Origin of the sequence: Micromonospora sp. NPDC052213 (genome assembly GCF_040679695.1) — a bacterium.
GTDB lineage: Bacteria > Actinomycetota > Actinomycetes > Mycobacteriales > Micromonosporaceae > Micromonospora.
Genome location: NZ_JBFAVI010000106.1, coordinates 1 through 23,101, shown reverse-complemented (window position 1 = coordinate 23,101; position 23,101 = coordinate 1). Strand labels below are relative to the sequence as shown.

At 74.6% G+C, this 23,101-nt stretch carries 20 protein-coding genes; all 20 read left to right on the top strand.

The features are described from left to right. The first annotated feature begins 796 nt into the window (after positions 1-796). The 20 genes from AB0L34_RS22805 to AB0L34_RS22710 all read left to right on the top strand — a co-directional run bounded on the left by AB0L34_RS22805 (position 797) and on the right by AB0L34_RS22710 (position 23,053). Complete coding sequence (locus tag AB0L34_RS22805) at positions 797-1,420, top strand: hypothetical protein (RefSeq protein WP_357457877.1); 624 nt, start codon at positions 797-799, stop codon at positions 1,418-1,420. A 150-nt stretch (positions 1,421-1,570) separates the two neighbouring features. Continuing rightward, on the top strand, positions 1,571-2,032 hold the full coding sequence (locus AB0L34_RS22800) for a DUF948 domain-containing protein (RefSeq protein ID WP_091095618.1): 462 nt from the start codon (positions 1,571-1,573) through the stop codon (positions 2,030-2,032). Between the two features lie 24 nt (positions 2,033-2,056). Beyond that, positions 2,057-2,362, top strand: a complete 306-nt coding sequence (locus AB0L34_RS22795) for a hypothetical protein (RefSeq protein WP_357457616.1) — start codon at positions 2,057-2,059, stop codon at positions 2,360-2,362. Next, a complete protein-coding gene (alaS, locus tag AB0L34_RS22790) occupies positions 2,359-5,037 on the top strand; it encodes an alanine--tRNA ligase (RefSeq protein WP_363706382.1) in 2,679 nt (892 codons plus the stop codon). Before AB0L34_RS22795 ends, alaS begins: the two co-directional genes overlap by 4 nt. Positions 5,038-5,110: 73 nt before the next feature. Then, positions 5,111-5,572: a Holliday junction resolvase RuvX gene (gene ruvX, locus AB0L34_RS22785; protein ID WP_363706380.1), complete on the top strand. Its 462-nt coding sequence runs from the start codon at positions 5,111-5,113 to the stop codon at positions 5,570-5,572. Beyond that, the gene (gene mltG / locus AB0L34_RS22780) at positions 5,569-6,768 is read left to right on the top strand and encodes an endolytic transglycosylase MltG (RefSeq protein ID WP_363706378.1); all 1,200 of its coding nucleotides are present in this window, start codon (positions 5,569-5,571) and stop codon (positions 6,766-6,768) included. Before ruvX ends, mltG begins: the two co-directional genes overlap by 4 nt. After that, positions 6,768-7,592, top strand: a complete 825-nt coding sequence (locus AB0L34_RS22775) for a shikimate dehydrogenase (RefSeq protein ID WP_363706376.1) — start codon at positions 6,768-6,770, stop codon at positions 7,590-7,592. Before mltG ends, AB0L34_RS22775 begins: the two co-directional genes overlap by 1 nt. A gap of 153 nt (positions 7,593-7,745) precedes the next feature. Further along, positions 7,746-9,446 (top strand): glycosyl hydrolase, encoded by a 1,701-nt coding sequence (locus AB0L34_RS22770; protein WP_363706374.1) that lies wholly within the window; start codon positions 7,746-7,748, stop codon positions 9,444-9,446. Between the two features lie 212 nt (positions 9,447-9,658). Then, positions 9,659-11,590 (top strand): hypothetical protein, encoded by a 1,932-nt coding sequence (locus AB0L34_RS22765; RefSeq protein ID WP_363706390.1) that lies wholly within the window; start codon positions 9,659-9,661, stop codon positions 11,588-11,590. Positions 11,591-11,683: 93 nt separating this feature from the next. Further along, complete coding sequence (locus AB0L34_RS22760; RefSeq protein WP_363706373.1) at positions 11,684-12,235, top strand: acyltransferase; 552 nt, start codon at positions 11,684-11,686, stop codon at positions 12,233-12,235. After that, positions 12,228-13,838: a lipopolysaccharide biosynthesis protein gene (locus AB0L34_RS22755; protein ID WP_363706371.1), complete on the top strand. Its 1,611-nt coding sequence runs from the start codon at positions 12,228-12,230 to the stop codon at positions 13,836-13,838. The genes AB0L34_RS22760 and AB0L34_RS22755 overlap by 8 nt, the downstream gene beginning before the upstream one ends. Before the next feature lie 117 nt (positions 13,839-13,955). Continuing rightward, on the top strand, positions 13,956-15,194 hold the full coding sequence (locus AB0L34_RS22750; protein WP_357457882.1) for an O-antigen ligase family protein: 1,239 nt from the start codon (positions 13,956-13,958) through the stop codon (positions 15,192-15,194). Next, entirely contained in the window at positions 15,191-16,789 is a 1,599-nt protein-coding gene (locus AB0L34_RS22745; RefSeq protein WP_363706369.1) for a lipopolysaccharide biosynthesis protein, read from the top strand. Before AB0L34_RS22750 ends, AB0L34_RS22745 begins: the two co-directional genes overlap by 4 nt. Positions 16,790-16,797: 8 nt before the next feature. Beyond that, positions 16,798-17,700, top strand: coding sequence for a sulfotransferase domain-containing protein (locus AB0L34_RS22740; RefSeq protein WP_363706388.1), 903 nt, complete (start codon positions 16,798-16,800; stop codon positions 17,698-17,700). Continuing rightward, positions 17,697-18,959, top strand: coding sequence for a hypothetical protein (locus AB0L34_RS22735; RefSeq protein WP_363706368.1), 1,263 nt, complete (start codon positions 17,697-17,699; stop codon positions 18,957-18,959). Before AB0L34_RS22740 ends, AB0L34_RS22735 begins: the two co-directional genes overlap by 4 nt. Before the next feature lie 94 nt (positions 18,960-19,053). Then, the gene (locus AB0L34_RS22730) at positions 19,054-19,536 is read left to right on the top strand and encodes a UDP-N-acetylglucosamine--LPS N-acetylglucosamine transferase (protein WP_363706366.1); all 483 of its coding nucleotides are present in this window, start codon (positions 19,054-19,056) and stop codon (positions 19,534-19,536) included. A gap of 74 nt (positions 19,537-19,610) precedes the next feature. Then, entirely contained in the window at positions 19,611-20,225 is a 615-nt protein-coding gene (locus AB0L34_RS22725; protein ID WP_363706386.1) for a glycosyltransferase, read from the top strand. Continuing rightward, positions 20,222-21,142: a glycosyltransferase family 2 protein gene (locus AB0L34_RS22720; protein WP_350708969.1), complete on the top strand. Its 921-nt coding sequence runs from the start codon at positions 20,222-20,224 to the stop codon at positions 21,140-21,142. The genes AB0L34_RS22725 and AB0L34_RS22720 overlap by 4 nt, the downstream gene beginning before the upstream one ends. A 182-nt stretch (positions 21,143-21,324) precedes the next feature. Then, positions 21,325-22,503 (top strand): chorismate synthase, encoded by a 1,179-nt coding sequence (gene aroC / locus AB0L34_RS22715; RefSeq protein WP_363706364.1) that lies wholly within the window; start codon positions 21,325-21,327, stop codon positions 22,501-22,503. Positions 22,504-22,549: 46 nt separating this feature from the next. Continuing rightward, complete coding sequence (locus tag AB0L34_RS22710) at positions 22,550-23,053, top strand: shikimate kinase (protein ID WP_363706384.1); 504 nt, start codon at positions 22,550-22,552, stop codon at positions 23,051-23,053. Positions 23,054-23,101: the final 48 nt, after the last annotated feature.

The following is a 23,101-nucleotide window of genomic DNA, read 5'->3' as shown; positions in this document are numbered from 1 at the left end:
CGTAGGCGAGGCGCGCCCGGGTGGTCGGGCCCGTCCCGACGTGACCCAGGGCGGACCGGTCCGGGGCGCCGCGCGACCCGACGCCGCGCCGGGTCGGGCCGCCGTGCCGCCGCCCGGTGCCCCCGACGCCGGCGGGATGCCGCCCGGTGCCACCCACGCCGGCGGACCGCCGGCCCCCACGACTCCGCCCGGCACCGCCGGCCCGGGCACCGCCGGCCCGGGCACCGCCGGCCTGGGCGCCGCGGGACCTGTCACCGCCGGCCCGGGCATGGCCGGACCTGGCGCGCCGGCCGGTCCGCGCCGGCCGGGGCACACGCCACCCGGCCCGGGCCGCCCGGGCGCGGGTGTGCCGGGACCCGACGTGGCCCCGCCCGATCCCGCCCGGCCCGGCAATCCGCCCGGCCCCGCCCGGCCCCCCGCCGAAGGGCGGGACCGGCCCGAGCCGACCTCCGGCGCGGGCTCCCGCCCCGGACCGACCGGCGTGGCCCGCGCCGCCGCCCCGGCACCCCGGCCCGGACCGGAGGACCGCGCCGCCGGGCGCGCCCTGCCGCCGCCCCGTGACCCCGGGCGACCGGAGCCGGCGGGCGTCCCGCCGGTGCCGCCGCCGGGACCCGCCGGCAGGCCGCCGGTGGCCCGGGCCGCCGCCTCGGTCGTACCGCCCGCCGATCCTTCCGCCGTCGGGCCGGGGCCGGCGGACGGGCCGGCGCTGCGGCAGGCCGCGGAGCCGGGGTCGCCCGACGACGACGCCCCCGCCCCCGGCGGGCTGCGCGGCGCGCGGTCCGAACTGCGGCGGCAGATGCGCGAGCGGCGGCGGCTGCGGATGGGCGTCCTGGCCCTGGTCAGCGTGGTGCTCCTCGGCGCGATCCCGCTCTTCTTCGGCATCCGCACGCTCAGCCGCGACCCGGTCTTCGACACCCTCGACGAGCTGGACGTGCCGGGCTGGGCGGCGGCGAAGACGGTCGACGACGTCAGCGGCAGCCGGTGGTGCCTGCTCGACTGCCGGCTGCGCGAACGCACCATCACCTCGGAACGGTCACCGGAGGAGACCGCGCAGGTCTACGAGCGGGCGCTGACCGAGGACGGCTGGCGGCCCTGGCAGGTGACCCGCTGCCCCGAGCAGTCGCCGAAGGGGAGCTACACCTGCTGGCGCCGGGACGAACTGACCCTCGACCTCTGGGTGCGCGAGCCGACCTGCGCGCCGCCACCGGTGGACGGGGCACCGGCCGTGGAACCGTCGCCCGATCCGTCGGCCGCTGCGCAGCAGTGCGCCGGATCGTTGGTGTCGGTGAAGGTCCGCAACGCGATCGACGACGAGCGGACCCGGCCGCAGCCCAGCATCGACCCGTCGCTCACGGGCGAGGATCCCTTCCCGACGTTCAGCGAGGATCCGCTCGGCGAACCGACACCCTCACCGTCCTGAGCCGGTTTCCATCACGGACGGTAGGGTCTGGGGCTGGCGGATCCGCCAGCCCCCGCTGGCCCCTGCGGGTCGCCGGGCGGCGGTGTGGGCACAACGGTCGCGCGTTCCGGGGACGTCCGGTCCCCGGGACCCTGCTTGAGGAGGACAGGCGTGGACTTTGGAGAGGTCGCGGCGCTGATCGCGGCGATCGCGTTCGCGATGCTGGTGTTGATCCTGACGCTGCCCATCCTGCGGCTGCGGCACACCGTGGACGCGACCACGCGCATGATCAACGACCTCAACGACCGCACCGCGCCGCTGCTGGGCGACGTCAACACCACGGTGAAGAACGTGAACACGGCCCTGGAGCAGGTGCAGACCTCCCTGGACGGGGTGAACCTGCAGCTCGCCAAGGTCGACACCATGACCAGCCACGCGCAGAACGTCACCGCCAACGTCGCGAACCTGGCCACCGTCGTCTCCGCCGCCGCCGCCAACCCGTTGGTCAAGGTGGCCGCCTTCGGCTACGGCGTGCGCAAGGCCGCCGCCGCCCGCCGGCACGCCGAGACCGAGCGCGAGGTACGCGACACCATCAAGCAGCAGCGGCGGGCCGCCAAGCGCGGCAACCGCTGACGGCACGACCAGGAGGGCTGGGGAATGAGGCGCTTGTTCTGGCTCGGCATCGGGTTGGCCGTCGGCGTGGTCGTGGTCCGCAAGGCGACCCGCACCGCGCAGTCGTACACCCCGGCCGGCATCGCCAGCACGTTGTCCGAATCCGCTGGCGGGCTGGCGGAGTCGCTGCGTAGCTTCGTGGAGGACGTCCGGATCGGGATGGCCGAGCGCGAGCAGGAGATCCACGAGGCGTTCGCCCAGGGCGAGGCGTTCGACGACCAGTTCGCCGAGTTGCGGGAGGACCCGCGCATCGGCGACCGAGAAATCTTTCCGGAGGAACACCAGCGATGAAGACGGCGGAGATCAAGCGGCGGTACCTCGCCCACTTCGAGGCGAACGGCCATGCCGTGGTGCCGTCCGCTCCGCTGCCCGCCATCAGCGACCCGAACCTGCTGTTCGTCAACGCCGGCATGGTGCAGTTCGTCCCCTACTTCCTGGGGCAGCAGACCCCGCCGTACCGGCGGGCCGTCAGCGTGCAGAAGTGCATCCGCACGCCCGACATCGACGAGGTCGGCAAGACCAGCCGGCACGGCACGTTCTTCCAGATGAACGGCAACTTCTCCTTCGGTGACTACTTCAAGGACGGGGCGATCCCGCTCGCCTGGGACCTGGTCACCAAGTCGCAGGAGCAGGGCGGGTTCGGCCTCGACCCGGAGCGGATCTGGCCGACGGTCTACCTGGACGACGACGAGGCGTACGACATCTGGCGCTCCGTGGGCGTGCCCGCCCAGCGGATCGTGCGTCGGGGCAAGGCGGACAACTTCTGGTCGATGGGCATCCCCGGCCCGTGCGGCCCGTGCTCGGAGCTGTTCTACGACCGCGGCCCGGAGTACGGCCGCGAGGGCGGCCCGGCGGTCGACGAGGACCGCTACATGGAGTTCTGGAACCTCGTCTTCATGCAGTTCGAGCGGGGCCCGGGCACCGGCAAGGAGGACTACCCGATCCTCGGCGACCTGCCGGCGAAGAACATCGACACGGGCATGGGCCTGGAGCGGATGGCGTCCATCCTCCAGGGCGTCGACAACCTCTACGAGATCGACGAGGTCCGGCCGATCCTCGACAAGGCCGCCGAGTTGACCGGCAAGCGCTACGGCGCCCACTCCGGCCACGTCGCCAGCGAGTCGCACCCGGACGACGTCCGGCTGCGGGTGATCGCCGACCACGTGCGTACCGCGCTGATGCTGATCGGCGACGGGGTCACCCCGAGCAACGAGGGGCGCGGCTACGTGCTGCGGCGCATCATGCGGCGGGCGATCCGGGCCGTGCGGCTGCTCGGCTGGCAGGAGCGGGCGCTGCCCGAGCTGCTGCCGGTGGCCCGGGACTGCATGTCCCCGTCGTACCCGGAGCTGGCCGCCGACTTCGACCGGATCGCCGACTACGCGTACGCGGAGGAGGACGCGTTCCTGTCCACCCTGCGCGCCGGCACGACGATCCTGGACACGGCGATCGCCGAGACCCGGACGGCCGGCAAGCAGGCGCTCTCCGGTGAGAAGGCGTTCCAGCTGCACGACACGTACGGCTTCCCGATCGACCTGACCCTGGAGATCGCGGCCGAGCAGGGGCTCCAGGTCGACGCCGAGGGCTTCCGCCGGCTGATGGCCGACCAGCGGGCCCGGGCTAAGGCCGACGCCCAGGCGCGCAAGACCGGGCACACCGACCTGTCGGCGTACCGGTCGGTGCTCGACTCGGGCGGGCCGGTGACGTTCACCGGCTACAGCGAGGTGTCCCGGGAGTCGACGGTGCGGGCGGTGCTCGGCGTCGACGGCCCCCGCCAGGCGGCGGTCGAGGGCGACACGGTCGAGCTGGTGCTCGACGCCACCCCGTTCTACGCCGAGGGCGGCGGGCAGCAGCCCGACCTGGGCATGATCACGGTCGGCGGCGGCCAGGTCGAGGTGCTCGACGTGCAGCAGCCGGTGCCCGGCCTGATCGTGCACCGCGCCCGGGTGGTCCGAGGCGAGGTGCGGGCGGGGGAGACCGGCTACGCGGAGATCGACACCACCCGCCGGCGGGCCATCTCCCGGTCGCACACCGCGACCCACCTGGTGCACCAGACCATGCGCAACTTCCTCGGCGAGTCCGCGACCCAGGCCGGTTCGCTGAACGCCCCCGGGCGGCTGCGCTTCGACTTCAACACCCCCACGGGGGTGGCGCCGAGCGTGCTGCGCGACGTCGAGCAGCAGGTCAACGAGGTGCTCCTCGCCGACCTGGAGGTGCACGCCTTCGTCACCTCCCTGGAGGAGGCACGGCGGATCGGCGCGATGGCGCTGTTCGGCGAGAAGTACGGCGAGGAGGTGCGGGTCGTCGAGGTCGGCGACTACGCCCGGGAGCTGTGCGGCGGCACCCACGTCGCCCGCTCGGGCCAGCTCGGCCTGGTCAAGATCCTCTCCGAGTCGTCGATCGGCTCCGGGGTGCGCCGGGTCGAGGCGCTGGTCGGCATGGACGCCTTCCACTTCCTGGCCCGCGAGCACCTGCTGGTGTCCCGCCTCGCCGAGCTGTACCGGGTGCCCAACGACCAGGTCGCCGACCGGGTCGAGCAGACCGTGACGCAGCTGCGCGACGCCGAGAAGGAGCTGGAGAAGCTGCGCGCCCAGCTCGTGCTCGGCGGCGCGGCGGCGCTGGCGGCGCAGGCGAAGGACGTGCGCGGGGTCGCGTACGTGGGCACCGAGGCGCCGGAGGGCGCGGCCGGCAACGACGTGCGGACGCTCGCCCAGGAGATCCGGGGCAAGATCGACCCGGCGCGGCCGGCGGTCGTCGCGGTGGCGGCCCGGGCCAACGGCAAGGCGTCCCTGGTGGTCGCGGTGAACCCGGCCGCCCGCAGCCGGGGCCTGTCCGCCTCCGACCTGGTCAAGGCGGCCTTCTCCGGGCGCGGGGGCGGCAGCCCCGACCTGGCCCAGGGCGGCGGCCTGCCGGCGGCGGAAGCGCCGAACCTGCTGCTCACGGTCGAGAAGGCGATCGCCGAGGCGTGATGCGAGACCGCAGCGACCAGGGCGGACCGGAATGGTCCGTCCTGGTTCGCCGTTTCTGGGGGAGTTACCGACGGTGAGTGAGTTGTCCCGCGGCGTCCGGCTCGGCGTGGACGTCGGGCAGGTCCGGGTGGGGGTGTCGCGCTCCGACCCGCACGGGGTGCTGGCCACCCCGCTGGTCACCCTCGCCCGCGACCTCACGACGGGCCCGGACGCGGTGCCGAGCGACATCGCCGAGCTCGCCGCGCTGGTGGCCGAGCACGAGGCGGTCGAGGTCGTCGTCGGCCTTCCGGTCAATCTCGCCGGCAAGCACGGTCCGGCGGCCGTCCACGCGAAGGCGTACGCTGACCGACTGGCCGATGTAATAGCGCCCGTTCCGGTGGCGCTCACCGACGAGAGGATGTCCACGGTCGTGGCGTCTCGTAGGCTTGCCGAGCGTGGTGTCCGGGGGAAACGGCAACGGGCGGTGGTCGACCAGGCTGCCGCGGTGGAGATTCTGCAGAGCTGGCTGGACGCGCAGCGGAGGCGGACACGATGATCGACGATCTGGACCTCGGGTTCGACGAGCAGGAGCGGGGGGAGAAGGGCAAACACCGGCGCAGCGCCATGCGTAAGCGCGACGGGCGCTCCGGCGGCGGGCGGGGCAAGACCGTCCTGGCGCTGCTGCTCGCCCTGGTCCTGCTGGGCGGGATCGGGGGCGGCGCCTTCTACGGCTTCGACCGGATCCAGGGCTACTTCGTCACGCCCGACTACGACGGCACGGGCACCGGCGAGGTGACCGTCGAGATCAAGCAGGGCGCGCTGATCGCCGACATGGCCGACGCGCTGGTCGCCGCCGACGTGGTGAAGAGCGCCAAGGCGTTCATCGAGGCCGCCGAGGCCAACTCGCGCAGCAAGAACATCCAGCCCGGCACCTACAAGCTGCGCAAGCAGATGAGCGGCGAGAGCGCGGTCACCGCGATGCTCGACCTGAAGAACCGGATCGTCAACGGGGTCACCATCCCGGAGGGTCGGACGGCGAAGAACGTCTACCAGCTGCTCTCCAAGGAGACCAAGATCCCGGTGAAGGACTTCGAGGCGGCGGCGAAGGACCCGCTCGCGCTCGGCGTGCCGGACTGGTGGTTCAAGCGCACCGACGGCAAGAAGGTCAAGCCGTCGATCGAGGGCTTCCTCTACCCCGACACCTACGAGATCCCGCCGAAGGCGACCGCGGAGACCATCTTGACGCTGATGGTCGAGAACTTCCTCGCCGTCACCGGCGAGATGCAGTTCGCCGACCGGGTGCAGAAGGAGCGCGGCGGCATCAGCCCGTACGAGGCGCTGATCGTCGCGTCGCTGGCCCAAGCCGAGGCGGGGAACAAGGACGACCTGGGCAAGGTCGCCCGGGTGGCGTACAACCGGGTGTTCGGCGAGTTTCCCTGCAACTGCCTGGAGATGGACGTCACGGTCAACTACTACCTGGAGCTGACCGGCCAGGACACCAAGACCTCCGCCCAGATGACCGAGGAGGAGTTGCTCGACACCAAGAACCCGTACAGCCGCAAGCTGCGGGGCTTGGTGCCCACCCCGATCAACAACCCGGGCAAGCAGGCCATGGAAGGCGCGATGGATCCGCCGGACGGCAAGTGGCTCTTCTTCGTGGCGATCGACAAGCAGGGGCACTCGGCCTTCGCGGAGACGATCGAGGAGCACGAGCGGAACAAGGTCAAGGCCAAGGAGGCCGGGGTCATCTGATGACGGCCGTACGGCGGGCGGGGGTGCTCGGGAAGCCCATCGCGCACTCCCTCTCCCCGGTGATCCACAACGCCGGCTACGCGGCGGCGGGGCTGGCCGGGTGGTCGTACACCCGGATCGAGTGCGCGGCGGCGGAGCTGCCGGACGTGGTCGCCGGCCTGGGCCCGGAGTGGGCCGGGCTGTCGGTGACGATGCCGGGCAAGGAGGCGGCGCTCGCGGTGGCCGACGAGGTCTCGCCGGTCGCCGCCGCCGTCGGCGCCGCCAACACGCTGGTGCACCGGCCGGACGGCTCCTGGTACGCCGACAACACCGACGTCGTCGGCATGGTCGAGGTGCTCACCGACGCCGGGGTGCGCCCCGGCGCGACGGTGACGGTGCTGGGCGCGGGCGGCACGGCGCGGGCGGCGGTGGCGGCGGCGGGGCGGCTGGACGCCCGCGCGGTGACCGTGGTGGCCCGCCGGCCGGCGGTGGTCGAGGAACTGCGCCCGGTGGCGCGCGCGGTCGGCGTGGAGATGGCCGGCGCGCCCTGGGCCGACGCGGCCGACCGGTGCCGCGCCGACGTGGTGGTCTCGACCGTGCCGAAGGGCGTCGCCGACCCGCTCGCGGAGACCGTCGCCTGGCGGCCGGAGACGGTGCTCTTCGACGCGCTCTACGACCCGTGGCCGACGCCCCTGGCCGCGTCCGCCCAGGCCGCCGGCTGCCGGATCGTCTCCGGGCTCGACCTCCTCCTGGCCCAGGCGGTCGGCCAGTTCGAGCACTTCACGGGCGTCGCCGCGCCCCGGGCGGCGATGGCCGCCGCGCTGGCCGCCGCCCGCGCCGCCTGACCGTCTTCGCCGGACGGGACCGTCCCCTGTGGTTGTCCAGGGCATCCTTAGGCGACGGTTAAGACGCGCTTACGTCCCGCTGTCCTGCCCACGTCGGGTGGTGGTCGTGGATACGCTGCTGAGCGTCACCGCCCGAGACACAGGGAGTGTTCCTTGAGCAGGCACGGACTGCACCGCCGCACCCGGCACCACGGCCCTCGGCGCAAGGCCGTGCTGCTCGGCGTCGTCGGCACCACCGTGGTCGCCGGCATCGCCGCCACCACGGTGCCGCTGCTGGCCGCCGACGACGTGTCGATCCGGGCGACGGCGGACACCACGGCGACGACGGTGCCGCAGGACGGCGACAACGGCGCGAAGAGCACGTTGGCGACCTGCGCCGCCCGCTGCGACGGCAACCCGCGCGGGGCTCGGGAGGCGGTCATCCGGTTCGCGGTGACCAGCCTGCCGGCGTCCGCCGTCAACGTCAGGGCCACGCTGCGGGTGCACGCCTGGCAGAAGTTCCCCGCGACGGTGACCGCGCACGCGTCCACAGCCGACGCCGGCGCGGCGCGCCCGGCGCCGCCGCCGCCGGGCCCGGCCCTGGACGCCGTGTCCACGGTGGCGGCGGGCTTCAACGAGTGGGACGTCTCGGCCCTGGTCAGGGGGAACGGCACCTGGACGGTCTCGCTGGCCCAGACCGGCCTGGAAACGCGGATCTACTGGGCGTCGACGGAGAACCGCAACCCCGACCTGCGCCCGCGCCTGGAGATCCGCTACGACGTCGGCGTCCCACCCACGCCGGCGGTCACCAGCGCCGCGCCCTCGCCGAGCCGGACGGTGGCGCCCACGCCCGCGCCACGGCCGACCCCCAGCGCCAGCCCGACCCGTGCCACGCCGCGCCCGTCGGCGACCCCGTCGGGCGGCACCGGGCGGTGCGGCGAGGTGTCGGGCAAGCTCGTCCCCTCGTGCGGCGCCTGGTGGGGGATGTACTCCCCGGCCGGCGCGGCCGACGGGTGGGACCACGGGGCGGCGGTCGCCGAGGTGGAGGCGCAGGTCGGGCGGAGGTTCGACATCGTGCACCGCTACCACGACTTCTCCGGCACCGGCAGCAACGGCGCGTTCCCGGACGCCTACCAGCGGCAGCAGATGCGCGAGGGCCGGCTGATGTTCTTCGCCTGGGAGTCCCGCATCTTCTCCTCCGGCACCGTGCTGACCTGGCGGGACGTCTACAGTGGCCGGTACGACGCCACCATCGACGCGGTCGCCGGACGGATCCGCGACACCGGCGTGCCGGTCTTCATGGGCTTCGACCACGAGCCGGAGGACGAGCCGGCGAAGGGCAGCGACGCCGACTTCGTCCGCGCCTGGCGGCACGTGCACGACCGGTTCGCGGCGGCGGGCGCCGACAACGCCGTCTGGGTGTGGACGATGATGGGCTGGTCCGGCCACTACGACCGGTACGCCGCCCTCTACCCCGGCGACCGGTACGTCGACTGGGTCGGCTACGACCCGTACAACTTCCACGTCTGCAACGGCAGCACGGTGTGGAAGAGCCCCGCCACCACCATCGGCGGCTTCTACCGCTGGCTGGACGAGCACCGCCTCGGCGTCGGCAAGCCGCGGATGCTCGCCGAGTTCGGCACCAACTTCAACGCGGCCGACCCGGACGCCAAGCGGCGCTGGTTCGAGGAGTTCCCGGCGGCGCTCAAGGCGCACCCGAAGATCAAGGCCGCGATCTACTTCAACTCCGCCGGGATGACCCGCCGGACGAGCACGTGCGACATGACGATGAACCACGACGCCTCGGCGGTGGCCGGGTTCGCCCGCGCCGGTCGCGACAGCTACCTGCGGCAGCCCACCGGAGGCAGTCGCTGACCGTCGGCACAGGCCGGCGGACGACCGGAAGAGTCGGACATCCGACAGAACACACGGTCTGTCGCTTGCGGAGGCACTGACCGCCCAATCGGCGGATATCGCCGAGCGGGGTGGGCGAGGCACGCTACGCGGGTCTTCTTCCACCTTGGAGGCGTAGCGTGCCCGAAATCCCGCGCTTCCGGCGATCCGCCGGATTCCGCACCCGGGCGGGGGTGGTCGCGCTGGTGACCGTCGCCGCCGTGCTGGCCGTCCCCACCGGGACCTCCGCCGCCGTGGTGCCGGCCCCCGAACCGGCGACCCTGGTCTCGGCGAACCCCGCCGACGCCACCCCCCACGCCAGGGACGGCGAGACCCGCGCCTTCGCGCAGGTCGGCTCCATGGTGTACGTCGGCGGCAGCTTCACCCAGATCCGGCAGACCGCCAGCGCGGCGTGGACGACGCAGCGCTACCTCTTCGCGTACGACCGGGCCACCGGGACGATCTCGACCGCCTTCCTGCCGGTGCTCGACGGCGCGGTCAACACGCTCGTCGCCGGGCCCGGCGGTACGCTGATCGTCGGCGGCGCGTTCAAGACCGTCAACGGCGTCTCGCGTAAGAACCTGGTGGCGCTCGACCCGGCCACCGGCGCGATCGTCGACAGCTGGGTCGGCCGCTCCGACGGCGGCACCGTCCGCGACCTGGCCCTGTACGGCAACCACCTCTACGTGGCCGGCGCGTTCAACTGGCTCAACGGCACCGCGCACGCCGGCCTGGGCCGGCTCAACGCCACCACCGGCGCGATCGACCCGACCTTCAACGTCAACGCCACCGTCGGGCGCCACGACACCACCTCGTACGTCTGGACCATCGACGTCGCCCCCGACGGCGCCACCCTGGCCGTCGGCGGCAACTTCATGTACGTCAACGACCTGCCGCGCAACCAGATGGCGCTGGTCGACCTGTCCGGCACGCCGACCCTGCTCGACTGGAGCACCGAGAAGTTCGTGCCGCCGTGCGCGTCGCCGGCGACCTTCGTGCACTACGTGCAGGACGTCAAGTTCGGCGCCGACAGCAGCTGGTTCGTCGTCGGCACCAACGGCGGCGCGGGCTGGCCGGCCGCGTACTGCGACGCGCTGGTGCGGTTCGAGACCGCGGCCCGGGGCGCCGGCCAGCTCGGCACCTGGGTCGACTACACCGGCAACGACACCATCACCTCCGTCGAGGTCGCCGACAACGTCATCTACCTCGGCGGGCACTTCCGCTGGCTGAACAACCCGAACGCCAGCGACCGGGCCGGTGCCGGCGCGATCGACCGGCTCGGCATCGCCGCGGTCACCCCGGCCACCGGCATGCCGGTGAACTGGAACCCCCGCCGCAGCGGCAGCGCGTCGATGCCGGCCGGCACCAGCAACTGGGGCTCCTCGGTGCCGGTGCTCTGGCGCGGCAGCGACGGCCTCTACTTCGGCCACAACTCCGACGGCATGGGCAACGAGTACCACGGCAGGCTCGGCATGTTCCCGCTGGCCGGCGGGCGCACCATCACCCCGAAGAACCCGCCGACCGCGACCACCGGCAACCTCTACGTCGGCACCGGGCCCGGCGAGCTGGCGAAGGTCCCGTTCGACGGCACCGCGGTCGGCGCCCCGACCACCGTCAGCCAGCCGAACTACACGGCGGCCGGCGCGACCTGGCGGGTGGCCGACCGGATCTACTGGTCGCACGCGGTCGCCGGCACCCCCACCGGCAGCCGGATCGACATCTCGATGTTCAACGGCGGCGCGATCGGCGTGCCGTGGGAGGCGTCCGGCTACAACGACTGGTTCAACCCGGCGGCGATGACCGGCGCGTTCTATCTCGACGGTCGCCTCTACTACACCCGGACGGGTGCCAGCGGCCTCTACTACCGCTACTTCGAGATCGACGGCAACTACCTCGGCGCCACCGAGTTCACCCTGCCCACCACCGGCGTCACCTGGTCGACCGTGCGCGGCATGGCCTGGGTCGGCGGCAGGATCGTGTACGGCGGCACCGACGGGACGCTGCGCAGCGTGCCGTTCGACCCGACGGCCGCCACGGCGGTCGACGGTGCGGCGGCGACGGTGATCTCCCCGGCGATCGCCGGGGTGACGTGGTCGACCCCGTCGACGTTCTTCTCCGTGCAGTGAGGGTCGACCGTTCGTAACGGGACGTCGGTAGATTGTTCACGTTGGGCCGGTGACGGATCAGCCGTCGCCGGCCCCACGACGTGGGGAGGGTCGTTGGTCGGCGCGGGTGGCATCCGCCGAGGGCTCCCGGTGCGGGTCGTCTTCGCGGTCAAGCGCGGCTGGTACCGGCTGCGCTACCCCCGGTTGAGGCTGGGCCGGGGCGTGGAGATCCGCGGCCGGATCCGGCTGCGCCGGGGCGTACGGGTGAGCATCGGCGACCGTACCCGGGTGAACAAGCTGGTCCGCTTCGCCGGCCCCGGCGAGGTGACGGTCGGCGCCGACTGCCTGCTGAACGCCACCTGGATCGGCACCTGGACGTCGGTCACGATCGGCGACCGGTGCCTGCTCTCGGACTGCGAGCTGCTGGACAACGACTTCCACAACCTGCCGCCCGAGCAGCGGCACGACCCGCCCGTCCCGGCCACCCGCGCCCCGATCACGATCGAGGACAACGTGTGGATCGGGGCGCACGCCCTGGTGCTGAAGGGCGTACGCATCGGCCGGGACAGCGTCGTGGGAGCCGCCACGGTGGTCCGCACGGACGTGCCGCCACGGGTCGTGGTCGCCGGAAATCCACAACAGACGGTGAAGAAGTTCCATGACTGATGTTCCTCCCGCTTCCTGGTCCGCCGACGTCCCCACCGGCGGCGGGGCGGGCCGCACCGTCACGCTGACCGACCTGCTCCGCGTCCCGCTGCACCGGATCCGGCTGGTGGCGGCCGTCGCCGCGGTCGGCCTGGCCGCCGCGCTCGGCTACGTGCTCCTCGTCCCCGCCGCGGTGACCGCCAGCGCGGTCGTGGCGGTCCGCCCCGTCGTCACGGACGCGTTCACGCCCAGCGGGGCAAACGCCGACCGGGCGGTGAACATGAACGTGGAGAGCGGCATCGCCACCGGCACCGAGGTGGTGCAGCGGCTCGCCGATGCGGGCGGGCTGGACCCGCGCGAGGTGCGCGACGCCCTGGAGGTGGAGGTGCCCACCGGCGGGCAGATCCTGCGCTTCGTCTACGCGGCCCCCACGGCCGAGCAGGCGGTGGAGAGTGCCAACCTGGCCGCCCGGACCTACCTGGACGTGCGCCGGGCGATGTACGAGAAGCAGCGGGAGGAGATGCTGCGGTCGTACGACGAGAGCATCAGCAAGGTGGTCGCCCAGCAGGCCGCCCTGCAGAAGCGGGTCAACAACGCCCGGGAGGGCGCCGTCGACGCGGCGGTGACCGAGCTGGCCGGCATCAACAACCAGCTCACCCAGCTCAACGCGGCGCGTACGGAGATCGCCGCCGTCGACGTCAGCCCCGGCTGGGTCACCCAGACCGCCGAGCGGGCCCTGGCCTCCTCCGCCGGCAACCGCCCGCTCTACCTGCTCGCCGGCCTGCTCGGCGGGACGCTGCTCGGCGTGGTGCTGGCGTACGCCTGGGAGTCCGTCGACCGGCGGATCCGGTCGGTGGACGACGGGCGCGACGCCACCGGCCTGCCGCTGCTCGGCACGGTGCGCAGCCGCGCGTGGCGCGGTCGCAAGGAGGCGGTCGACGCCGACATCCGGTACGTGGCGATGGCCATCGCCGAGCGGGTGCGCCAGCCCGCCCGGGTGTCGCTGCTGACCTCCCGCGAGGAGGACGCGACGGCCATCACCGCCGGGTTGGCGGTGGCCCTGGCGGCGGTCGGCCGGGAGGTCTTCGTCGCCGACGACAGCGGCCGCGCCGACCGGCTGCGCGACACGGTGCTCGCCGACCGGGAGCGGCTGCCCGCCGCGGCCGACCCGTCCCGTCCCGCTCTCCCCAAGCCCCGCCCGGCCGGCTCCGCGGACGCGGGAGCCGACGGCACGTCCCCGCCGGCGGCCCGCCGCCCGTCGCCGCACCCACCCGGCGCGCGCCCGTCCACCGACCCGGACGCCACGCTCACCCTGCCCCGGGTCGCCTCCTCGGCGAGCGGCGGGAACAGCCGGGTGACGGGCGCCGACCCGGTGACCGTGGGCGCGGGCAGCGTCCGGTTCGGCACCTGGCGACAGGGCGCCGACCACAGCCTCGTGCTGTTCAACGCCCCGCCGGCCGAGTCCGACGAGCGCGGCGTCGCCGTCGCCCGGCAGGGCACGGCGGTGGTGGTGGTCGAGCGCGACCGCACCCGGCAGAACGACCTGCGCCGGCTCGTGGAGCGGTTGCGCGCCGCCGGGGTCAACCCGCTCGGCTTCGTGCTGACCCGCAGCGGCCGGGGCTGAGCCTTGCCTGTCACCCGCGCGCCGGCCACGAGCGAGCCGGCCGGCGGCCCGGACGGCGCCGCCCCGCCGCCGCAGCCGCCGGCCCCGCCCCGGCTGCCACTGTGGCCGCTGGCGGCGATGTTCGGCCTGGTGCCGCTCTGGTGGCTGACCGGCGCGTTCTATCTCGGCTGGCCGTTGCTCGGCGCGCTGCTCTTCGCGCTGCTGGTGATCCGGGGGCGGGTGCCGCTGCCCCCGGCCGCCGGGATCTGGCTGCTGTTCCTGGCCGTCGTCCTGGTCAGCGCCACCCAGCTCCAGTCGCCGGCCTCGGTGCTGACCTTCGGCCTGCGGCTCGCCTTCTACGTCACCGCGCTCGTGGTCGGCGTCTACGTCTACGCGGTCGCCCGGGAACGCGCCGACCTGGTCGCGGTGCTCGTGCCGCTCTGCGCGTTCTGGTTCGCGCTGGTCGCGCTCGGCTGGCTGGGCGTGCTGGCGCCCCGGTTCGCGCTGACCACCCCGGTGGAGGTGCTGCTCCCCGGCGGCGTGGCCCGCACCCCGTTCATCCGGGACATGGTCCACCTGAGCACCGCCGAGTACAGCGAGCGGTCACTGAACCCGATCTACCGGCCGGCCGCGCCGTTCGCGTACACGAACAACTTCGGCAGCGCGTACGCGATGACCCTGCCCTGCGTGGTCGCCTTCACCATGCTGCGCCGGCGTGGCGCGCTGCGCTGGGCGCTGCTGGCGTCGCTGCCGCTGTCGCTGGTCCCGGCCTTCCTCACACTCAACCGGGCGATGTTCCTCAGCATCGGCGCCGGCCTCGCGGTGCTCGGCGTCCGGGCCGCCCTACGCGGCAACGTCCGGGTGGCCGCGTCGATCGTCGGCGTGGTGGTCATCGGCGGCGTCGCCACCCTGTTCATCCCGATCGCCGAACTGATCGGCAACCGCGTCGAGTCCAGCGACACGAACACCGACCGGCTCTCGCTCTACGTCGAGGTGATCCGCCGGGTGAAGGAGTCGCCGTGGCTCGGCTACGGCGCGCCGGTCAACGTGGACACCGTCACGGCCCAGGCGCCCATCGGCACCCAGGGGCAGCTGTGGATGGTGCTGTTCAGCCACGGCGTCCCCGCGCTGCTGTGCTTCCTCGCCTGGTTCGTCGTCGCCGCGTTGATCTGTGCCCGCGCCACGTCGGCCGCCGGGCAGTGGCTGTCCGTGGTGCCGGTGATCTGCCTGGTGCAGATCCCGTTCTACGGCATGGCCAACCAGAACCTCGCGGTCGCCTTCTTCGCCGTCGCCTTCGCGATGGTGCTCACCGAGCGGGAGGCGTCCGTCCGGCCGCACCACCCCCGCCCGGTCGGCCCGGGGGCGGTGCCGGCATGACCGCCGCCACCCGCCCGCCGGCCGGCACCGTCGCCCCCGCCGGCTCGCCGGCCGACGACACGGAGACCCGGCGCAGCGCCCGCAGCGGGGCCGCCGGGCTGGTCGGCGCGGCCACCAGCGGCCTCTTCGGCTTCCTGCTCGCGGTCGTCATCACCCGCGGCTACGGCACGGTCGGCTCCGGCGCGTTCTTCGCCGCGATCGGCGTGGTCACCGTCGCCACCGCCGTCTGCACCCTCGGCGCCGAGACCGGGCTGATGTGGGCGCTGCCCCGCCGCCGCTCCGGCGCCGGCGGCGACGCCGCCCGGGTGCTGCCGGTGGCGCTGTTGCCGCCGCTGCTGGCCGCGGTCGTCGTCGCCGTGGCCGGGGTGCTCACCGCGGACGCGCTCGCCCCGCGCCTCCTCGACGGATCCGACGCCGACGGAACGGCCCTGCTGGCGGCCAGTTTCTCCGCGGTGCCGGTGGTGGTGGCGATGACGCTGCTGCTCGCCGCGCTGCGCTGCGTACGCCCCATCCGGGCGTACGTCGGGGTGCAGTTCTTCCTGCTGCCGGTGGCGCGGCCGGTGCTGGTCGGCGCGGCGGTGCTCGCCGGCGGCGGCCTGCTCGCCGGCATGACCGGCTGGCTGGTCCCGGCGGCGCTCGCCCTGTTGGCCTGCCTGACGCTCGTCGCGGGCCCACTCGGCATCGGCCGGGGCGCGCTGCTGCGGCCGCAGCGCGCCGACTGGTCGGCCTTCTGGCGGTTCGCCCTGCCCCGCGCCGCCTCCGCGGCGATCGACGCCGGCAACATGTGGGTGGGCGTGCTGCTCACCTCGGTGCTGGCCGGCCCGGCCGACGCCGGCGTGTTCGGCGCCGTCGGCCGCTACATCCTCGCCGGCCAACTGGCCATGCAGGGGCTGCGGGTGGCGGTGTCGCCGCAGCTGTCCCGGCTGCTCGGGCGGGGGGAGCGGCGTGCGGCGGCCGCCGTGCACCGGCAGTTGACCACCTGGGGGCTGGTGCTGTCCTGGCCGGTCTACCTGCTGCTCGCCGTCTTCGGCCTGGCGTTCCTCCAGCTCTTCGGACCGAATTTCACCGCCGGCGCTCCCGCGATGACCGTGCTCGCGCTGGCCATGCTGGTCAACACCGGGGTCGGCAACGTGCAGAGTCTGCTGCTCATGGGCGGCCGCAGCGGCCTGCACCTGGCCGCCACGCTGGCCGGGCTGCTGGTCACCGTCTCCCTCGGCCTGTGGCTGATCCCGGCGCACGGCGCGACCGGCGCGGCCCTGGCCTGGGCGCTCGGCATCGCCACCGAGAACCTCACCGCGGCGTGCTGCGCCCGGGTCGTGGTCGGCCAGCCGCTGGTCGACGCGGCGATGCTGCGGGCCGGGGCGACCACCGTCGCCGGGGTCGGGTTCGCGGCGACGGTCGGGGTGCTGGCCGGCGGGCGGGGGATCGGCGGGCTGGCGGTGGCGGTGGGCGTGCTGGCCGCCGGCTGCGTCGGCTTGCTGACGTTGCCCCGGGTGCGACGCGGCATCCGGGTGACCATGGTGCAGATCCGTGGGCGGCAGGAGGCGGCCCCGGCCGCCGCCGGGCCCGCCCCGGAGGAGTCGAAGGGCAGGTGAGGTCCGTCGTGCCGTCCATCCGTGACCGGGTGAAGCAGCTCGTCCCGACCCAGGTGACGAACCGGGTGAAGGAGTCCCTCGTCGACTACGGGGTGCGCACCAGCGACCGGCGGCCGCTGCCGGACTTCCTCATCATCGGCACCAAGCGGGGCGGCACGACGTCGCTGTGGAACTACCTCATCCAGCACCCGCTGGTGCCCCGGCTCTTCCCGGCCTGGAACACGAAGTCCGCGCACTACTTCGAGGAGCACTGGCGGCGCGGCGAGGCGTGGTACCGGTCGCACTTTCCGACGCAGCGGCAGCGGGAGACGCTGGAGAGGCGGCACGGCGGGCCGGTCCGGGTCGGCGAGGCGGCACCGCTGTACATGTTCCACCCCCTCGCCGCCCAGCGGGTCGCCGCGCTGATGCCGTCGGTGCGGCTGATCGTGCTGCTGCGCGACCCGGTCGAGCGGGCGTACTCGCACTGGAAGGAACGGCGGACGCACGGCATCGAGCCGCTCGACTTCGCCGCCGCGCTCGCCGCCGAGGAGGAGCGCACGGCGGGGGAACGGGAGCGGCTGATCGCGGAGCCGGAATACTTCAGCGAGCCGTACGACTGGTACACCTACCGCGCCCGGGGCCGCTACCTTGAGCACCTGGAGCCGTGGCTGGAACGGTTCGACCGGGAGCGGATCCTCTTCCTGCCCAGCGAGGACCTCTACCGCGACGCCCGGTCCACCTACCGCCGCACGCTGGACTTCCTCGGCCTGCCCCCGCACGACCTGCCCGACTTCAAGGTCTACAACGACCGCCGCTCGGCGCCCCTGGAGCCGGTGGTGCGCGCCGAACTGACCGAGTACTACCGCCCGTACAACGACGCGTTGCGGCAGCGGCTGGGGCTGGACCTCGACTGGCCGGACCGGGCCGCGTGACGGCGCGGGTCGCCGCGCCGGCCGATCCCCGGTCCCGGACGGACGGGCTGGGCTGGGTCACCCGGGCGGTGTTCGGCGACGAGCGGCTCGCCCTGACCGTGGACGGCCCCCCGCCGCCCGGCCACCGCGCCGTCGCCCGGTACGCGGTCGTCCCGTCGGTCGCCTGGGCCCGGTTCCTGCTGCCGCTCGGCGCGCCCCGGGCCACGGCCGCCTCGCTGCTGGCGTACAACGCGTTGCGCCCGCCAAGGGTGCGGGCGGTGCGGGCCGCGCTCGGCGGGCTCGCCCGGATCGGCGCGGTCGACCTGGCCCCGTTCCCGCGGCTCACCGTGTCGCTGCCCGACGGGCTCGCCGCCGACGAGGTGCTGCTGGCGGGGCGGCTGGCCGGCGCGCTCGGCGGCCCGTCGGTGTACGCGGCCTGCGGCGTCCGCCCGCCGGACCCGAACCACAAGCCCACCCTGCAACTGTTCGACCCGGCCGGCCGGCCCCTCGGCTACGCCAAGATCGGCTGGAACGGCGCCACCCGGGCGTTGGTGGCCGCCGAGGCGGCGGCCCTGCGCGAGCTGCCGGCGGTGGCCGGGACGCCCGACCATCCGGCGGCGCCCCGGCTGCTGGCCGAGGTGACCGCGGCCGAGCAGGCCGTCGCGCTGGTCGAGCCGCTGCCGCCCGAGGTGCGGGGGGTCCCGGCCGGCGATCCGCCGCGGCTGGCGGCGCTGCTCGCGGTGGCCCGCCGGGGCCGCCCGCCGGCGCCGCCGCGCCCGTTGGCCGGGTCGGCCTTCCTGGCCCGGCTCGCCGCCGATGCGCAGCGGGCCGCCGCCGGCACGCCCGACGGGGCCCGGGCGGTCGCCGCCGTGGCCGCGCTGGCCCGCCGGCACGGGGACACGGCCGTCGAGTTCGGGCACTGGCACGGCGACTGGGTGCCGTGGAACCTGGGCGTGCACGCCGGCCGCCTGGTCGCCTGGGACTGGGAGCACAGCGGGCCGGACGTGCCGGTGGGCTTCGACCTGGCGCACGACGCGTTCCAGCGTGCCCTGGTGCTGCGGGGCGAGCCGGCGGCGACGGCGGCGCGGGCCGTCGACACGCACCTCGACCACCACGGCGGCGGGCTGGGGCTCGGGCCGGCGGCGCGCCGGCTGGTGGCCGACGGCTACCTGCTGGAGATGTGGCTGCGCACGTGGCGGCTCGCCGACGCCGGCGCGGGCTGGAACGCCGCGCTGCATCCCGCCCTGCTGGACGTCGTCGAGAAACGACATAGCGGCTGATCCGCCCGGTCGTCCTATTTCACCGGCGGAGGACCTGTGATCTGCTGGCGCGTGGCGCCGACCGAAACTCCAAGCGAACTTTGTGGGGAGTCGCGTGGAAACGACACTCGAGGACGCCGGCGATCCCGGAGTCCTGCTCCTGGTGGGCTCCAGCGGCGGCCACCTGGCCCAACTGCTCGCCCTGCGGCCGTGGTACGAACGCTGGCGCCGCTGCTGGGTCACCTTCGACACGCCCGAGGCGGTCTCGCTGCTCGCCGGCGAGGACCTGGTTCCGGCGCACCACCCGACCACCCGCAACGTGCCGAACCTGCTGCGCAACGCCGTCCTCGCCTGGCGGGTGCTGCGGTCGCGCCGGGTCGCCGCCGTGGTGACCACCGGAGCCGGGGTCGCCGTGCCGTTCGTGGTGCTGGCCCGGCTGCGTCGCATCCCGACCGTCTACATCGAGGTGTACGACCGGATCGACACCCCGACCCTGACCGCCCGGCTCTGCCGCCCGTTCCTGTCCGCGATGCTCGTGCAGTGGGACGAGCAGCGCCGCCAGTACCCCGAGGCCACCGTCGTGGGGACCCTGCTGTGACCGCCGAGAGCACCGGAACCGCCCCCGCGCACCGGGTCGCCCCCGGCCGTCCCCGGCCGTCGCAGGCGGGCCCCGTGCCCCGACCCCGCGACCACGACGACGTCGCCCGCGCCCGGCTGCTGGTCGCCGTCGGCACCGACAAGCACCCGTTCGGCCGCCTGGTCGGCTGGCTGGAGGAGTGGCATCCCGGCGTCGCCGAGGACGTCGGCCTGACCGTCCAGCACGGACACACCCGGGCGCCCGGCGTGCCCGGGGCGGTGCCGTTCCTCGGCCACGACGAGCTCCAGACCGCCATGGCCGAGGCCGACCTCGTGGTCTGCCACGGCGGGCCGGCCACCATCCTGGAGGCCCGCCGGCACGGTCACCTGCCGATCGTGGTGCCCCGGGACCCGACGCGGGGCGAGCACGTCGACGACCACCAGCAGCTCTTCGCCCGCCGCCTGGGCGCGGCCGGCATGGTGGCGCTGGCCGAGACCCGGGAGGCGCTGTTCGCGGCGCTCACCGCGGGGCTGGCGGACCCGTCCCGGTACGCCGTCGCGGCCGACCCGGCCGCGTCCGAGGCGCGCCGCGCCGCGGTGGAGCAGGTGGGGCGGATCGTGGAGGAACTGGTGGCCGCGTCGACCGGACGACGGCAGCGGGCGAGGTGGCGGCCGTGGGCACGGCCGGACCGGAACGGAGAACGACGATGACCGGACACCCGAGCGTCAGCGTGGTGGTGCCGACCCGGGACCGGCCCGAGCTGCTCCGGGCCGCGGTGCGGGCCGTCCTCGACCAGGACCACCCCGGCCCGGTCGAGGTGGTGGTCGTGTACGACCGGTCCGAGCCGGACGGCTCGCTGGCCGAGCTGTCCCGCCCGGACCGCCTGGTGCGGGTGATCCGCAACGAGCGCACCCCCGGCCTGGCCGGCGCCCGCAACTCGGGCATCCTGGCGGCCACGGGGGAGCTGGTCGCGTTCTGCGACGACGACGACGAGTGGCTCCCCGGCAAGCTGCGGGCCCAGGTCGAGGCGCTCGCCGCCGCCCCCGACGCGGAGTTCGTCAGCTGCGGCATCCGGGTCAGCTACGACGGCCACACCGTCGACCGGGCGCTGCCGAAGGACTCGGTCACCCTGGCCGACCTGCTGCGCGACCGGATGACCGAGCTGCACCCGTCCACCTTCCTGATCCGCGCCGCCGCGCTGCGGGACGGGTTCGGGCTGGTCGACGAGGAGATCCCGGGCAGCTACGCGGAGGACTACGAGTTCCTGCTCCGGGCCGCCCGCAGCGCGCCGCTGGTCAACCTGCGCACGCCGTACGTGCTGGTGCGGTGGCACAAGCGGTCCTACTTCGCGCAGCGCTGGGACACCATCTCCGAGGCGTTGCAGTGGCTGCTGGAACGCTACCCGGAGTTCGGCACGCAGCCGGCCGGCGAGGCGCGGGTCGCCGGGCAGATCGCCTTCGCCCGGGCCGCCTCCGGCGACCGGCGGGGCGCGATGCGGTGGGCCCGGCACACCATCCGGCGCAACCCGCGCGAGCCGCGGGCATACCTCGCCCTCGCCGTGGCCGGGCGGGTGGTCCGCGCCGACGCGGTGCTGCGCACCCTGCACAGGCGCGGCCGGGGCATCTGAGCCGGCGGGCCGACGACGCCGGATCCCGCGCCCGGGTCATCCAGGGGCCAGGGTCGGTGTTCCCGCCCGAGCGTCCTGTCCCGGCTTCGGGCGCCGGCCGCCCTGCGGACGGCGGCGTCCGTAGGGCGGGACGCGGCGGGCACCGCACGGCGGCGGCCACCGGGCGTGACAGACTGACCGCTGTGTTGCGCTGGTTGACTGCAGGGGAATCGCACGGTCCCGCCCTCGTCGCGTTGCTGGAGGGCGTGCCCGCCGGCGTCGAGGTGACCACCGGGGACATCGCCGGTGAGCTGGCCCGGCGCCGGCTCGGCTACGGCCGCGGTGCCCGGATGTCGTTCGAGCAGGACGAGGTCGAGATCATCGGCGGGCTCCGGCACGGGGTGACCCTCGGCAGCCCGGTCGCGATCCGGGTCGGCAACTCCGAGTGGCCCAAGTGGCGCACCGTGATGGCCGCCGACCCGGTCGACCCGGCGGAGCTGGCCAGTCAGGCCCGCAACGCGCCGCTCACCCGCCCCCGACCGGGCCACGCCGACCTGGCCGGCATGCAGAAGTACGGCCACACCGACGCCCGGCCGATCCTGGAGCGGGCCAGCGCCCGGGAGACCGCCGCCCGGGTCGCCGTCGGCACGGTCGCCAAGGCGCTGGTCCGGCAGGCGCTCGGCATCGAGATCGTCTCCCACGTGGTCGAGCTGGGCCCGGTCGCCGTCAAGCCCGGGCTGCGCCCGGCGCCCGAGGACGCCGCCCGCATCGACGCCGACCCGCTGCGTTGCCTCGACCCCGAGGCCAGCGCCCGGATGGTCGCCGAGGTCGACGCCGCGAAGAAGGCCGCCGACACCCTGGGCGGCGTGGTCGAGGTGCTGGCGTACGGGGTGCCGCCGGGTCTGGGCAGCCACGTGCAGTGGGACCGCAAGCTCGACGCCCGGCTCGCCACCGCGCTGATGTCCATCCAGGCGATCAAGGGCGTCGAGATCGGGGACGGCTGGCAGCAGGCGCGCTCCCGCGGCTCCGAGGCGCACGACGAGATCGTGCCCACCGCCACCGGCGTACGCCGGGTCACCGACCGGGCCGGCGGGCTGGAGGGCGGCATCACCACCGGCGAACCGCTGCGGGTGAAGGCCGCGATGAAGCCGATCTCGTCGCTGAACCGGGCCCTGGCGACGGTGGACGTCACCACCGGCGAGCCGGCCACCGCCATCAACCAGCGCTCGGACGTCTGCGCGGTGCCCGCCGCCGCGGTCGTCGCCGAGGCGATGGTGGCGCTGGTGCTGGCCGAGGCGGCCACCGAGAAGTTCGGCGGCGACTCCGTCGCCGAGATCCGCCGCAACCTGGCCGGCTACCTCGACGCGTTGGTGATCCGGTGAGCGCGGGCGGGTCGGTCGGGCGCGAGGGCGCCGGGCGGTGCCGCTGATGGCGCCGGTCTGCGTGCTGGTCGGGGCGCCGGGCTCCGGCAAGACCACCGTCGGGCAGGCGCTCGCGGGGCTGCTCGGGGTCGAGTTCCGCGACACGGACGTGGACATCGCGCGGCTCGCCGGCAAGCCGATCCCGGAGATCTTCATCGACGAGGGGGAGGCCCACTTCCGTGCCCTCGAACGGGCGGCGGTGGCGGCGGCGCTGGCCTCCTGCGAGGGGGTGCTGGCCCTCGGTGGCGGCGCGGTCCTCGCCGAGGAGAACCGCGCCGCCCTGGCCGGGCACCCCGTGGTGCACCTGTCCGTGGAACTGCCCGACGCCGTCAAGCGGGTCGGGCTGGGGGCGGGCCGGCCGCTGCTGGCGATCAACCCGAGGGCGACGCTGAAGCACCTGCTGGACCAGCGCCGCCCGCTCTACGCCGAGGTGGCCACCGCGACCGTGGTCACCGACGGGCGGGCCCCGGAGGAGATCGCCGCCGAGGTCGCGGCGCTGCTGAAGCACTGAGCGACCGGCCGGCCGCGGCGGGACGTGGCGTGGGGGCGGGGTCGGGGT